Origin of the sequence: Actinomycetospora aurantiaca, assembly GCF_037401875.1 — a bacterium.
GTDB lineage: Bacteria > Actinomycetota > Actinomycetes > Mycobacteriales > Pseudonocardiaceae > Actinomycetospora > Actinomycetospora aurantiaca.
In genome coordinates this window covers 112990-126392 of record NZ_JBBEGN010000008.1, presented here as the reverse complement: position 1 = coordinate 126392, position 13403 = coordinate 112990, and the positions used below count along the sequence as shown (strand labels likewise).

Annotated in this window: 15 protein-coding genes; 9 read left to right on the top strand and 6 right to left on the bottom strand. The window is 76.5% G+C overall.

Going from position 1 to position 13403, the window contains the following annotated elements; genetic code table 11:
- Positions 1 to 270: 270 nt before the first annotated feature.
- The gene (gene bagB / locus WCD74_RS17455) at positions 271 to 1425 is read right to left on the bottom strand and encodes an ATPase BagB (RefSeq protein ID WP_337696144.1); all 1155 of its coding nucleotides are present in this window, start codon (positions 1423 to 1425) and stop codon (positions 271 to 273) included.
- The gene (gene bagA, locus WCD74_RS17450; RefSeq protein WP_337696143.1) at positions 1415 to 2470 is read right to left on the bottom strand and encodes an ATPase BagA; all 1056 of its coding nucleotides are present in this window, start codon (positions 2468 to 2470) and stop codon (positions 1415 to 1417) included. The genes bagB and bagA overlap by 11 nt, the downstream gene beginning before the upstream one ends.
- Positions 2471 to 2649: 179 nt before the next feature.
- Here bagA and sp36 point away from each other — a divergent pair, with 179 nt between their 5' ends.
- From sp36 to WCD74_RS17425, 5 genes are read left to right on the top strand one after another with little or no spacing between them, the layout of a single operon-like run.
- The gene (sp36, locus tag WCD74_RS17445) at positions 2650 to 2811 is read left to right on the top strand and encodes a Sp36 family protein (protein ID WP_286050546.1); all 162 of its coding nucleotides are present in this window, start codon (positions 2650 to 2652) and stop codon (positions 2809 to 2811) included.
- The gene (locus WCD74_RS17440; RefSeq protein WP_337696141.1) at positions 2808 to 3266 is read left to right on the top strand and encodes a RidA family protein; all 459 of its coding nucleotides are present in this window, start codon (positions 2808 to 2810) and stop codon (positions 3264 to 3266) included. Before sp36 ends, WCD74_RS17440 begins: the two co-directional genes overlap by 4 nt.
- A gap of 51 nt (positions 3267 to 3317) precedes the next feature.
- Positions 3318 to 4013, top strand: coding sequence for a hypothetical protein (locus tag WCD74_RS17435; protein WP_337696140.1), 696 nt, complete (start codon positions 3318 to 3320; stop codon positions 4011 to 4013).
- Positions 4006 to 6579, top strand: coding sequence for a hypothetical protein (locus WCD74_RS17430; RefSeq protein ID WP_337696139.1), 2574 nt, complete (start codon positions 4006 to 4008; stop codon positions 6577 to 6579). Before WCD74_RS17435 ends, WCD74_RS17430 begins: the two co-directional genes overlap by 8 nt.
- A gap of 26 nt (positions 6580 to 6605) precedes the next feature.
- Positions 6606 to 7388 carry an MBL fold metallo-hydrolase gene (locus WCD74_RS17425; protein WP_337696138.1) on the top strand — a complete coding sequence of 261 codons (783 nt, stop codon included), beginning with the start codon at positions 6606 to 6608 and terminating at the stop codon, positions 7386 to 7388.
- A 10-nt stretch (positions 7389 to 7398) separates the two neighbouring features.
- Here WCD74_RS17425 and WCD74_RS17420 read toward each other — a convergent pair whose 3' ends face one another.
- Complete coding sequence (locus tag WCD74_RS17420) at positions 7399 to 8073, bottom strand: Crp/Fnr family transcriptional regulator (protein WP_026204588.1); 675 nt, start codon at positions 8071 to 8073, stop codon at positions 7399 to 7401.
- Positions 8074 to 8304: 231 nt separating this feature from the next.
- The gene (locus tag WCD74_RS17415; RefSeq protein WP_337696137.1) at positions 8305 to 8586 is read right to left on the bottom strand and encodes a hypothetical protein; all 282 of its coding nucleotides are present in this window, start codon (positions 8584 to 8586) and stop codon (positions 8305 to 8307) included.
- 114 nt (positions 8587 to 8700) lie between these two features.
- Here WCD74_RS17415 and nth point away from each other — a divergent pair, with 114 nt between their 5' ends.
- From nth to WCD74_RS17395, 4 genes are read left to right on the top strand one after another with little or no spacing between them, the layout of a single operon-like run.
- Positions 8701 to 9453: an endonuclease III gene (nth, locus tag WCD74_RS17410; protein ID WP_337696136.1), complete on the top strand. Its 753-nt coding sequence runs from the start codon at positions 8701 to 8703 to the stop codon at positions 9451 to 9453.
- The gene (locus WCD74_RS17405) at positions 9450 to 10088 is read left to right on the top strand and encodes a TlpA family protein disulfide reductase (protein ID WP_337696135.1); all 639 of its coding nucleotides are present in this window, start codon (positions 9450 to 9452) and stop codon (positions 10086 to 10088) included. Before nth ends, WCD74_RS17405 begins: the two co-directional genes overlap by 4 nt.
- Complete coding sequence (locus tag WCD74_RS17400; protein WP_337696134.1) at positions 10085 to 10780, top strand: NUDIX hydrolase; 696 nt, start codon at positions 10085 to 10087, stop codon at positions 10778 to 10780. Before WCD74_RS17405 ends, WCD74_RS17400 begins: the two co-directional genes overlap by 4 nt.
- Entirely contained in the window at positions 10777 to 11976 is a 1200-nt protein-coding gene (locus WCD74_RS17395) for a MarP family serine protease (protein WP_337696133.1), read from the top strand. Before WCD74_RS17400 ends, WCD74_RS17395 begins: the two co-directional genes overlap by 4 nt.
- On the opposite strand, the gene WCD74_RS17390 is transcribed toward WCD74_RS17395, so the two are convergent.
- Positions 11973 to 12833 (bottom strand): alpha/beta fold hydrolase, encoded by an 861-nt coding sequence (locus WCD74_RS17390; protein ID WP_337696132.1) that lies wholly within the window; start codon positions 12831 to 12833, stop codon positions 11973 to 11975. The two genes, WCD74_RS17395 and WCD74_RS17390, sit on opposite strands and share 4 nt — an antisense overlap.
- 47 nt (positions 12834 to 12880) lie before the next feature.
- Positions 12881 to 13372 (bottom strand): phage holin family protein, encoded by a 492-nt coding sequence (locus WCD74_RS17385; RefSeq protein ID WP_337696131.1) that lies wholly within the window; start codon positions 13370 to 13372, stop codon positions 12881 to 12883.
- Positions 13373 to 13403: the final 31 nt, after the last annotated feature.

Genomic DNA, 13403 nt, shown 5'->3' with positions numbered 1-13403 from the left:
GTGCGAGTGGCGCCATCGGTGACGTCAGGTGGCAGCAATGCGCCATCGCTGCGGTGCCGCGGCGTTCTTTCGCGGGTTCTCGACGGCGCGAAGCCGCCTTATCGTTGGCATTGACAGCGACAAGGTGAGCGCTCGGTGCTGGTAACCCGCGACAAGTCGGCGCCGGGCGGCGGCACCGGGACCCGCGACCAGGGCGACGCCGATGTGCGAGTGGCGCCAGCCTGACGTCAGGCGTCAGGAACGGACCATCGCTGACGGCCCGGCCCGCCGTCAGGACGCCAGCAGGTCGCCGATCGCCCGCAGGCCGTCGAGGTCGTGCACGTCGGTGGCCATGGCCGGGACGTCCACGATCGGCACCGTGGGGTGCGCGCGGGTGAACCGGGCGAGGACCCGCCGCTCGCGCTCCGCGGTCTCGACGCGGTCGGCGTGCAGACGCAGGACCGCGGCGGTGGTGACGTCCCCGCGGGCGGCCTCGAGGGCCTCCGCGCCCTCGCGGGCGCGGGCGCCGGACAGCGTGGCGTGCACCGGGTGGGTGCGGTTGAGCACCATCCCGGCGAGCGGCATGCGCTCGGTACCCAGCCGCTCGACGAAGTACGAGGCCTCGCGCAGCGCGTCCGGCTCCGGCGCGGCGACCACGACGAACGCCGTCCCCGGCGCACGGAGCAGCTGGTAGGTCGCGTTCGCCCGCTCCTGGAACCCGCCGAACAGCGTGTCGAAGGCCTGCACGAACGCGGAGGCGTCGGCGAGCATCTGCCCGCCCAGGATCGTCGAGACCGCCTTGGCGAACAGGTTGAACGTCGACCCGACCAGCTTGCGCAGGGCGCTGCCGCCGGCCCGGGCGGGCGCCGAGAGCAGGCGGATCATCCGGCCGTCGAGGAACGACGACAGCCGCTGGGGCGCGTCGAGGAAGTCCAGCGCGGACCGCGACGGCGGGGTGTCGACGATGATCAGGTCCCAGCGGCCGGTGGCCGCCAGCTGGCCCAGCTTCTCCATCGCCATGTACTCCTGCGTGCCGGAGAACGACGAGGAGATCGTCTGGTAGAAGGGGTTGTCGAAGATCGCCTGCGCCCGGTCGGGCGTGGTGTGCCCGGAGACCATCTCGTCGAAGGTCCGGCGCATGTCGAGCATCATCGCCTGCAGCTCGCCGCCGGACCCGGTCGTGGCGCCCGGCACCACCCGCGGCTCGTTGTCCAGCTCCTCGAGTCCCATCGACTGCGCCAGGCGCTTGGCCGGGTCGATCGTCAGCACCACGACCCGGCGTCCGCGGGCCGCCGCACGCAGGGCCAGCGCCGCCGCGGTCGTCGTCTTGCCGACCCCGCCCGACCCGCAGCACACGACGACGCGCGTGCCGCGGTCGTCGATCAGCGCGTCCAGGTCCAGGTGCTGCGGGCGGCGGCCCCGCCCGGTGTCGGCCTCAGCGGTCATGACGCACCCCCTGCTCGCGCAGCAGCTCCGCGAGCTCGTAGAGCCCGCCCAGGTCGACGCCGTCGGCGAGCTCGGGCAGCTCGATCTGCGGCATGCCCGCGGCGTCCAGCCGCGACCGGACCCCGGACTCGACGCCGAGCCGGTCGGTGTGCTCGCCCACCTCGGTGAGCAGCCCGTCCACCTCCTCGTCCTTGAGGAACAGGCCCGCGGCCTCCAGGCCGGCCCGCAGCCCGTCGGTGTCCACCCCGACCCCGGCCACGGGCAGCCGCGCCGGGCGCACCCGGTTGACCATGACGGCCCCCGCCGGGAGGTTGGCGCCGGTCAGCTCGTCGACGGTGTCCAGGGTCTCCTGGACCGGCAGGTCCTCGAGCTGGGTGACCACGTGCACCACGGTCTGCGGCGAGTGCAGCAGCGCGACCACGCCCTCGCTCTGGCTGCGGATCGGGCCGGTGCGCGCGAGCGTGCCCATCGCCTTGGTGACGTCGAGGAACTTCACGACGCGCCCGGTGGGCGGGGCGTCCAGGATCACCGCGTCGTAGAGCGGGCGGCGCGAGCCGCGGCCCCGGCGGTCCTCACCCACGGTGCGGCCGACGCACTCCTTGACCTTGCCGGTGAGCAGGACGTCGCGCAGGCCCGGGGCGAGCGTCGTCGCGAACTCGACCGCGCCCATGCGGCGCAGGGTCCGGCCGGCGAGCCCGAGGTTGTAGAACATCTCGAGGTACTCGAGCAGGGCCTCCTCGGCGTCGACCGCGAGGCCACGGACCTCGCCGCCGTCCGGGGCGACCGCGATGCGCTGCTCGGCGTAGGGGAGCGGCGGGGTGTCGAAGAGCTGGGCGATGCCCTGCCGTCCCTCGACCTCCACGAGCAGGGTCCGCCCGCCGCCGGCGGCCAGCGCGAGCGCGAGCGCGGCGGCGAGGGTCGACTTGCCCGTGCCGCCCTTGCCGGTCACGACGTGCAGGCGGGCGCCCGCGAGGGCGTCCGGCCACCGCTCGACGCCGGCCTCGTCGAAGAGACCGGCGGACCCGGTCTCGCGCTGAGTGCTCACGACGACCAGCGTAGGACCGCCACCGCGGTGGTGCGGGCCCCGGCCGGAGGGGCTGGATCACACCGGGTCGCGGTCCCGGTGACGATGCGTGCGCGGCGGGTCGCCGCCGGTGTGACGGGGCCGGGACCGGTCCGGGGCGCGGCCGGGCGTGTCGGGACCGACATCTACCCTCGGCACCCATGAGTGCCCAGACGTGGGAGTACGCGACCGTCCCCCTGCTGACCCACGCGACGAAGCAGATCCTCGACCAGTGGGGTGCGGACGGCTGGGAGCTCGTCACCGTCCTGCCCGGCCCCACCGGGGAGCAGCACGTCGCCTACCTGAAGAAGCCGCTGTCGTGACGAGCCCGACCGCGCGCCTCGCCGAGCTCGGCGTCGAGCTGCCGCCGGTCGCCCCGCCCAAGGGGATCTACGTGCCGGCCAAGCGGGTCGGTGCGCAGGTCTGGACCTCCGGTCAGCTCCCGCTGGTCGGCGGCGAGCTGCCGGCCACGGGGCTCGTCGGCGCCGAGGTGGGCGTCGACGACGCGGCCGCGTACGCCCGGATCGCGGCGCTCAACGCGCTGGCCGCCATCGACGCGCTCGTCGGCCTGGACGCGGTGGCGTCGGTGGCCAAGATCGTCGGGTTCGTGGCCTCCGCGCCGGGGTTCGGCGGGCAGCCGCAGGTGGTGAACGGCGCCTCCGAGCTGATGGGTCAGGTGTTCGGCCCGGCGGGCGAACACGCCCGTTCGGCGATCGGGGTGGCGGCGCTGCCGCTGGGTGCCCCCGTCGAGGTTGAGGTCGTCGTCGACCTCGCGTGAGGTCGGTCGTGAGTGCCGCGGGGCCGACCCGCGGCGGTAGGGAGTGCCGACGTGGCGAGCACGGACGCGCGGGGACCGGGCGACGAGGAGTCCGGGTCCCGCGCCTGCCACGACCTGCTGGTGGCCCTGGCGGGGCGCGTCCCCGACCGCGCCCTGTGGCGGCTCCGCGACTGGCTGGCGGCCGGGGCCGACGTCGCCCTGCGCACCGCCGTGCCGCGCACGCTGCTGCGCCACCGCGTCGGCGTCACGGACACCGAGCGCGCGCTGCTGCGCGAGGCGGTCGCCGCGTGGCGCGGGTCGCCCCGGCTCGTCGACGCCGTGCTGCACGCCGAGTCGGTCCCGGAGCCCACGCGGTCCTTCGGGGAGCCGGGGGTCGGGGCGTGGGACGCGGCGGACCTGGTGCTGCGCGCGGTGGTGCCCGCCGCCGGTGACGTCGGCGAGGTCCGGCGGGCGTGGCGCACCGGGGGCGGCCGGGTCGTGCTCGTGAGCGCGGCGGGGGACCTCGCGGCCCTGACCGGCGTCGTGCAGCGTGCGCTGCGGGCCCATGGTGAGGCCGATCCCTGCGTGGAGGTCATCGGCGCCGGGACCCCCGTCACGGGCTACCACCGGGCGGCGCTCGCCGGGTCGGACGTGCTGTGGCGCGCGGGCGGGGTGGCGCCGTCCGCCGACGCGCCCGACGCCGCGCGCCTGCCGGACCCCCGTCCCGGGGTCCCGTCGTCACCACCGGAGCTGGTGCGCCATGGCTGAGGCCGTCCCCCATCCCGACGGGCCCCGGCCCGAGCCCCGCGCGCCGGAGGCCGCGGACGCCGCGGGGCGGCCCGCACGGGCCCGCGGTGGCCGCGATCCGGTCGCGCTCGCGGCCTGGCGCCGGGTGGCCGAGCAGCGGCGCCGGGCCTCCGGCGCCGAGACGCCGGTGGAGGAACCGCACGGGGCCGGCCCGGACGGGACGCCCGCCGACGACCGGCCGGCGGGCACGCCGGAGCCGGGTTCCCCCGACGTCCCGACCCCCGCGGCCGGCCTGCCCGTGGGCGACCCGACGCCCGCGACCGGTCTGCCCGCGGCGCCCACCGCGCCCGAGGCCGTCGAGGTCCCCGACGCCGTCGAGCGCGACGCCGTCGAGCCCGAGGCCGTCGAGCGTGTCGAGCCCGAGGAGCCCGGGGAGCCGCCCGCCGCGCCGTCGCGCCCGGACGCCCCGGTCGTGCGGGACCGCGAGACGCAGCGCCCGGGTCGTCCGGGCGGTGCCCCGCACCCGGGTGCCCCGCGCTCCGACGACGACCGCGACCAGGGGCCGACCGGCCCCGATCGCCTGCACGACGTGCTGCTGGGCCTGGCGGGCCGCATCGACGACGACGCGCTCACGACCGTCCGCGAGATGGTCGCCGCCGAGGACGACGCGGAGGCCGCCGAGCTGCTCGGGGGGTGTCTGCTCGCCGACGAGGTCGGGCTCGGGGCCGACGAGCGCGCGGTGCTCGCCCCCTGGTTCGCGTCCGGTCGCGTCGACCCGGACCTGCTCGCCGCCCTCCCCGTCGACCCGGACGCCCGGCGTCGCTCCGGGCACCGGTTCACGACGACGGCGGGGGCGGTCGAGCCGGCGGCCTCGCTGGCCCGGGCCGCCCGGCGCCTGCCCGGGGTCGTCACGGTGCGCGAGAGCTGGCGGGTCACGCCGGCGGGTGTCGCGCCGGGGCCGGTGCCCCACCGGGTGGTGCTGGTCGAGACGGCCGACCCCGACGACTGCGACCACGTCGTCCACCACCTCGCCCACGCCGCCCGCGGGCTCGGGAGCACCTCGATCGAGGTCTACGCCTCCGGGGTCGCCCTGCCCGCCTACCACCGCGACGCGCTCGCGGCGGCGCGCCCGCTCACCGCCGCCGAGGAGCGTCCGGCGCCGGCGCGGTCCGAGGACGACGAGACCTGGCGCACCGTCGCGGACGCGGGCACCGCCCACGAGGCGCCCCGCCCGCTCGGGGACCGGCCGCCGGAGCCGGAGCCGGGACCACCCGCCGTCGGGAAGGCGGGGCCGGACGACGAGCGAGCCGCCGCGCCCGCCGCGTCCACCCCACCCACCTCGATCGACGACGACCTCTCGGTGACCGCCCGCCGGATCGCCGCGCTGTGGGCGCGCCCGGTGCCGGAGGACTTCTCGGCCCCGCTGCCCGCGGACTCGCTGGAGGAGACCCGCCTGGAGCCGCCGCTCGACGCGGGCACGGACGCGGACGACCCGGCCCCGGACGATCTCGTCCCTGACGAACTCCAAGACGAGCTCCCGGACGACGTCGGCCCCGGGCGGCACGGTCGCCCGGCGACCGGGTCCTTCCCCGCTCCCACCCCGACCCGCCGCAACGGGCACCACCTCGGCGACGCGGCCGTGGACGACGAGGCGGGGGAGCTCGTCGACGCCGGCGAGCCGACGCCGCCCGAGGGCACCCCGGCCGACGACCCCCAGGTGCAGCGGGCGCGGCACAGCCGCGGGCCGTCGCCGGAGGAGCCCACGGCCCCCGCCCGGTTCGGGCACGACGCCCGGTTCGGGGCAGGGCCCGGCCCGGCCTGGCCGGGAGCCCCCGTCACCGGCGCGCAGCCCGGCGCGGACACGGTCTTCGCCTCGCCCGTGGAGGTCGGCGGGGAAGCGGTCACGCTGGGCACCAACGGCCACCGGCACGAGCCCGTGCGGGCCGTGGCGCCGCAGGAGCCCGAGGTGCCCGAGGAGCCCGCGACCGGACCAGTGTCCTGGGCGGAGCCGTCACCGGAGCCGTTCGACGGGGCGCACCTCGGGGACGCACCCGGGACGGCCACCGACGTCGCCCCGCCCTGGGCGGCCGCCGACGGCGCGGGCTGGACGCCGGAGACCGCCGCGTGGGCGCCGCCCCGCCCGGCGCCGGCGCCCGGCCCGGACGCGGCGGGGACCGGGCCGGTGCACCAAGCGCCGCCGCCCCACGCCGTACCGCCCCGTCCCGGACCCCCGGGGGCGCACCCCGGCCCGCCGCCCCAGGGCCCGCCCCACCTCGGGCCCGCGGCGGGCGGACCGCCCCGCTCCCACCCGCCGGACGCCGCCCCACCGGTGTGGCCGGCCGACCCGGAGGCGACGAGCAGCTGGGCGCCCGACACCGACGACTCCGTCGCCCAGCTCTCCGAGCGCGAGCGGGAGCTGCTCGCCCGCCTGCACGAGGAGCTCGCCCAGCGCGAGCGGGCCGAGGGCTCGGACCCGTTCGGCGGGCCGGCCCACCGGGGTCGCCCCCGCCCGGGGGAGCACCCGCCGGACGGCCACGGGCGGGTCAACGGGCACGGCCTGCCCGGCGGGCGGGACGACACGCACTGAGCCCCGGACCCCTCTAGGGTCACGGCGTGAACGAGCACCCGGCCTACGAGGTCCTGCGTCCCGTCACCGAGGCCGCGGGGGTCGTCCTCGCCGACAACCCGTCGGGCATGACCCTGGACGGCACGAACAGCTGGGTGCTGCGGGCCCCCGGGCACCGCGGGTGCATCGTCGTCGACCCGGGGCCGGACGAGGCCCACCACCTCGACCGGCTGCGGGAGCACGGGCCGGTCGAGCTGATCCTGCTCACCCACCACCACCTCGACCACTCCGAGGCGGCCCGGCCGTTCGCCGAGCTCACCGGCGCGCCGGTGCGGGCGCTGGACCCCCAGCTCTGCCTCGGGGCCGAGGGGCTGGGGGCCGGCGAGGCCGTCGGCGCCGCGGGGCTGGACGTCCGGGTGCTCGCCACGCCCGGCCACACGATGGACTCGCTCTGCTTCGTCGTGGACGGCGACGGGTCGGTCCTTACCGGAGACACGGTGCTGGGCCGCGGCACGACCGTGCTCGGGGACCACCACGGCGCCCTGGGCGACTACCTGCGCTCCCTGGAGCGGCTGGCGGCGCTGCCGGCCGGCACGCGGCTCCTGCCCGGCCACGGCCCGGACCTGCCGGACGCGCCGGAGACGGCGCGGCAGTACCTGGCCCACCGCGAACAGCGGCTGGAGCAGGTGCGCGAGGCGCTCCGCTCGCTCCCCCGCGACCCGGAGCCGCGCCAGGTGGTCGAGGTCGTCTACGCGGACGTCGACGAGTCGCTGTGGCCGGCCGCGGACATCTCCGTGGCCGCCCAGCTGGAGTACCTGCGCGAGGGCTGACCGGAGCGGGTCAGCGGGCGCGGCGCGCCAGGCGGTCCGGCTCCAGGATGAGGACGCTCTTGCCCTCGAGGCGCAGCCAGCCGCGGGCGGCGAAGTCGGCCAGGGCCTTGTTCACCGTCTCGCGGGACGCACCCACCAGCTGGGCGATCTCCTCCTGCGTGAGGTCGTGCGTCACGCGGAGCAGGCCCGCCTCCTGGGAGCCGAAGCGCTGCGCGAGCTGCAGCAGCGCCTTGGCGACGCGGCCCGGCACGTCGGTGAAGATGAGGTCCGCGAGGAGGTTGTTCGTGCGGCGCAGCCGGCGGGCGACCACCCGCAGCAGCTGCTCGGCGATCTCCGGGCGCTGCGCGATCCACTCCTTGAGGGCCGTGCGGTCCATGGAGTAGGCGCGGACGTCGGTGACGCAGGTGGCGGTCGACGTGCGGGGGCCCGGGTCGAAGATCGACAGCTCGCCGAACATGTCGGACGGGCCGAAGATCGACAGCAGGTTCTCGCGCCCGTCGGGCGAGCGGCGGCCGATCTTGACCTTGCCGCTCTGCACGATGAACAGCCGGTCGCCGGGCTCGCCCTCGTTGAAGATGACGGTGCCCCGCGGGAACTCGACGCGATCGAGCGACTCCGTCAACACCTCGATGGCGGCGGGATCCACACCCTGGAAGATCCCTGCCCGCGCCAGTACCTCGTCCACCGTCGTCCGCTCCTCGCCGACTCTTGAGACCCCACGGGCCCGGGCATCCTGCACCCCGAACTCCGCTGTGTCACCAGTCACGTCTGCCGCAAGTCTAGTCGCGCGCATGGTCATGATCACGCAGCACGCGGCCGACGATCCCCGGATCTAGCCTTGTTCCGTCGTCATTCGCGAGCCGTGCCCCCCGAACGGACGACAGTACTCGCCGATCATGACGCCGCTCGGTGAGCGTCAGACGCCCGTGGTGCTCCGGCCGGACGTCTCGCCCGTCCGGGCGCCCCGGCGCGACGCGCCGCCGCGCTTGCCGAGGTTCCGCAGCCGGAACAGCGTCAGCGCGCCGCCGATGCCCTGCCGGAAGAGCGCCTTCACCTCGTCGGGCCGGGCACGCTCGAGGAAGTCCTCGACCTCGTCCTCGCGGACGGTGCCCGCCCGCAGTCTCGTCTCCAGGCGCTCCATGCCCAGGGCGAAGACCATGATGAGCAGGGGGATGAGGATCGCGATCCAGGCGGTCATGGTGAGACGCATGCTCCCGCACGCGCACGGTCCCGCTGCGACCGGGGGTGCCCCGGCGTGTCGCGGGTGCTCCCGGTCGGCCACGGTGTCGGGGGCCTTCATTACCCTGGTCGAATGACCTCGGGGGCCGCTCTGAAGCCGGGTGAGACGCACCTGGGCCTGGTGCGCCGGGCGCGCCGCATGCACCGCGCGCTCGCGGCCGCCCACGTCGACGCCCACTGCGAGCTGGACTTCACCACGCCGCTCGAGCTGCTCGTGGCCACCGTCCTCTCGGCGCAGACCACGGACGTGACCGTCAACCGGGTGACGCCCGCGCTGTTCGCCCGCTACCCCGACGCCGCGGCCTACGCGGGCGCCGACCGCACCGAGATGGAGGAGATCCTCCGGCCCACCGGGTTCTACCGGGCGAAGACGAACTCGGTGATCTCGCTGGGCCAGGCCCTCGTGGAGACGTTCGACGGCGAGGTGCCGGCCCGCCTGGACGATCTCGTGAAGCTCCCGGGTGTCGGGCGCAAGACCGCGAACGTCGTCCTCGGCAACGCCTTCGGCGTCCCGGGGATCACCGTGGACACCCACTTCGGCCGGCTGACCCGGCGGTGGGGGTGGACCGTGTCGGAGGACCCGGTGCACGTGGAGTCCGAGGTGGGCGGGCTCATCGAGAAGCGGGACTGGACGATGCTCTCCCACCGCGTGATCTTCCACGGCCGCCGTGTCTGCCACGCGAAGAAGCCGGCCTGCGGCGCGTGCTCGATCGCGAAGGACTGCCCGTCGGCCGGCATCGGGGAGACCGACCCGGCCAAGGCGGCGAAGCTCGTCAAGGGGCCGGAGGCCGACCACCTCCTGGCCCTCGTCGGTCTCGAGCGGTGACGCGCACCGAGGTCGGGTCGACCCTGCTGGTGCTGATCCTGGTGGTCGTGGGCGTCATCGCGCTCTGGCCGCGCGACTCCTCCGTTCCCGACGCCGGGTCGGCGCCGGCGGGCGGCGCGCCCGCGGCCGCCGCCGACCCCGCCGACCTGGCCCGCGCCCGGGCGGCCGCCGCGCTCGCGCCGTGTCCCGGCCCGTCGTCGGGAGCGCCCGCGCCCGCGCCCGCGCCGCTGGCCGAGCTGAGCCTGGACTGTCTCGGGGCCCCCGGCACCGTCGATCTCGCGGCCGCCCTGCCGGGACGGGTCACGCTGGTGAACCTGTGGGCGTCGTGGTGCGGCCCGTGCCGCGAGGAGATGCCGGCGCTCGGCGCGTACGCGGCCCAGCCGGGTGCGGCGTCGGTGCTCGGGGTGGACGTCGCGGACGACCCGGCCGACGCGCTGGACCTCATGGCGGCCCTCGGCGTGCGCTACCCGTCGGTGACCGACCCGCAGCAGGTCGTCGGCCGGCGGCTGGGAGCGCCGCCGGTGCTGCCCGCGAGCGTCGTCGTCCGCGCCGACGGCACCGTCGTTCCGCTGCCGCCGCAGGTGTTCGCGACGCCCGACCAGGTGCGCGCCGCCGTCGCCCGGGCCGCCGCGTGAGCCGGCTGCTCCGCCCGGCGGAGGCCCCGGACTGGCTGGCCGGCCTGGTGGCCGCCTGCGGACGCGTCTCGCCGTCCGACGTGCCGTTCCGCCGGCAGCCGACCGGGAACGGACGGCAGGCCGCCGTGGTGCTGCTCTTCTCCGACGACGGCGCGGACGGGCCGGACCTGGTGCTCACCGAGCGGGCCGCGGACATGCGCTCGCACGCCGGGCAGGCCGCCTTCCCGGGCGGCGGGCTGGAGTCCGACGACGGGGACGGGCTCGACGGGCTCGTCGCCGCCGGCCTGCGCGAGACCGAGGAGGAGATCGGCGCCGACCCGGCCGGGATCGTGCCGCTCGTCACGCTGCCCCCGCTGACCATCCCGGTGTCCGGTTTCGCCGTCACCCCGGTGGTCGCCCACTGGGCGGTGCCGGAGCCGATCGGCGTGGTGGACCCTGCGGAGACGGCTGCGGTGGAGCGGGTCCCGCTCGCCGAGCTGACCGACCCGGCCCGGCGGTTCACGGTCACCTCGCCGGGCGGCTACCAGGGACCCGCGTTCGCCGTGCGGGGGCTGCTCGTGTGGGGATTCACCGCCGGCGTGCTCTCCTGGGTGCTCGACCTGGCGGGCTGGACGGTCCCGTGGGACGGCACGGACGTACGCGATCTCGGCGAGGCGTGGGCCCGTCGGCACGAGGGGGAAGCGATCCGATGAGCTGGGTCGACATCGTCGTCGTGCTGCTCGCCGTCGCCGCGGCGATCTCGGGCTGGCGCCACGGCGCCGCGGTGGCCGCGCTGTCCTTCCTCGGGGTCATCGGCGGGGCGCTGCTCGGGCTGAAGCTGGCGCCGCTGGTCGTCGGGACGTTCGAGGGCGACACCAGCCGCGTCGTGGTCAGCGTGCTGATCGTGATCGCGCTGGTCGCGCTCGGCGAGACCCTCGGGGTCTACCTCGGGCGCGCGGTGCGCGACCGGATGCGCCTCGGCGCCGTGCGCACCGTGGACTCGACCTTCGGGTCGGTCCTCCAGGCACTCACCGCGCTCGTCGTCGCGTGGCTGATCGCGCTGCCGCTCGCGTCCTCCTCGAACGTCGCGCTCGCCTCGGCGCTGAAGAACTCCGCGGTGCTCTCCACGGTGGACTCGGTGATGCCCGCACCGCTGCGGGCGCTGCCCAACGAGCTGCGCGCCATGTTCGACGCGTCCGGCTTTCCGGACGTCCTCTCGCCCTTCTCCCCGACCCCCGGGGTCGCCGAGGTCGCACCGCCCGACGAGGGCCTGGTGCAGGACCCGGTGGTGCAGCGGGCGCGGTCGAGCGTGCTCAAGATCCGGGGCCGCGCGCCGTCGTGCTCGCGCGCGCTGGAGGGCACGGGCTTCGTCGTCGGCAACGAGCGGGTGATGACGAACGCGCACGTCGTCGCCGGCACCAGTGAGGTGTCGGTGGAGGTCCCGCGGTCCGGGGGCGGCGCCGCGACCGAGACCGCGCGCGTCGTCTACTACGACCCCGAGGTCGACGTGGCCGTGCTCGCCGTGCCCGGCCTCGAGGCCCGCGCGCTGCCGTTCGAGTTCTCGGCGGCGGGCACCGGCGACAACGCCGTGGCGCTCGGCTACCCGCTCGACGGGCCGTTCTCGTCCAGCCCGGCCAAGATCCGGCAGCGGATCCAGCTGCGCGGCCCGGACATCTACGACTCGCAGACCGTCACCCGCGACGTCTACACCATCCGCGGCACGGTGAAGTCCGGGAACTCCGGCGGGCCGCTGGTGAACCCGCAGGGGCAGGTGATCGGCGTGGTGTTCGGCGCCGCGGTCGACCAGGGCGACACCGGCTTCGTGCTCACCGCCGACCAGGTGCGCGCGGCCCTCGACGCGTCCGCCTCCGCGACCTCGCGGGTGTCGACGGGGAGCTGCGCCAGCTAGAGGCGGCGCAGGAGCACCTCGGTGACGTGCCGGGGTGCCTCCTGGTGCGGGAAGTGCCCGGCGCCGGGGATCGTCACGACCTCGTGGTCGGGCGCCCAGCGCGCCGAGGCGTGGACGACGTCCTCCGGGACCCACGGGTCGTCCGCCCCGCGCAGGTGCACCACCGGGACCTCCACGGGCCGCCCGATCGCCTCGGCGAAGCGGGCGCCGTCGGGACGGGTCTGGGAGCGCGCCGCCCAGCGGAAGTACTCCAGCGCGCAGTGCGAGGTCCGCGGGGTGAGCAGGGCGGCGGCGTGCTGCGCGGCGACGCCGGCGAACTCGGGGGTCGCGGGCCAGCCGGGACCCGCACCCGCCGTCAGGAAGGTGCCGGCCGCGGCCCCCGCGTCGCGGCGCAGGGAGCGCTCCGGCAGACGGGGGAGCTGGAAGAAGGCGACGTCGCGCAGCGGGCGGGCCCAGCGCCAGGGCCGACGGCGGACCGCGCGCCGCAGGGCCAGCGGGTGCGGGGTCGCGACGACCGCCAGCCGTGCGACCACCCGCGGGTGCAGGGCGGCCAGCGTCCAGGCGACGGCACCGCCCCACCCGGCGCCGACGACGGTCGCGCGCCGGGCGCCGAGCGCGGGCACCAGGCCGGCGACGTCACCGGCGAGGGTCCACAGGTCGTAGCCGCGCGGCGGCCGGTCGGAACCGCAGTAGCCGCGCAGGTCCGCGGCCACCGCCCGGTACCCGGCCGCGCCGAGCGCGGTGAGCTGGTGACGCCAGGACCACCAGAACTCCGGGAACCCGTGGAGCAGCAGCACCGGCTCGCCGGTGGCGGGCCCGCACTCGGCGACGTGGAGTCGGATGCCGTTGGCGGACACCTCGCGGTGTCGCCACGGCCCGGCCAGGGCCGCGGGGTCGGGGTGGTTCAGCGCCGCTCGGCGACGGTCGACGGCGAGGCGTCGGACCGGCCGCGGCGCAGGGCCTCGACCGACTCGCGGGCGGTCTCGATCGTCCGCTCCGGGGCCTTGATCTTGCGGACCTTGAGGTAGCCGAGGAAGCCGGCGATACCCGCGATGACCAGCATCAGCGCGAAGGTCACGGCGAAGCCGGCCCAGCGCTGCGACGGCCAGATCAGGTTGAACGCCTCGGCGACGGCGAAGAAGAAGTACCAGAGGCTGAACAGGGCGACGACGCCGGCGATGACGAAGAAGATGCTGCCCTGCACCCCCTTCTTCACCTCGCCGGTGATCTCCTGCTTGGCGAGTTCGACCTCCGCACGCACCAGGGTGGAGACGTGCGTGGTCACCTCCTTCACCAGCGCCCCGACCGACGCGTCGCCGTTCTGGCGAGCCGGTTCGGCGTTGAGCGGGATGGAGGGCACCACGGGCGGGCCTCCGGGGGACGACGGCGAGGTCACGGGCCCTCCTGGCGGGTCGGGTCGAGAGGGG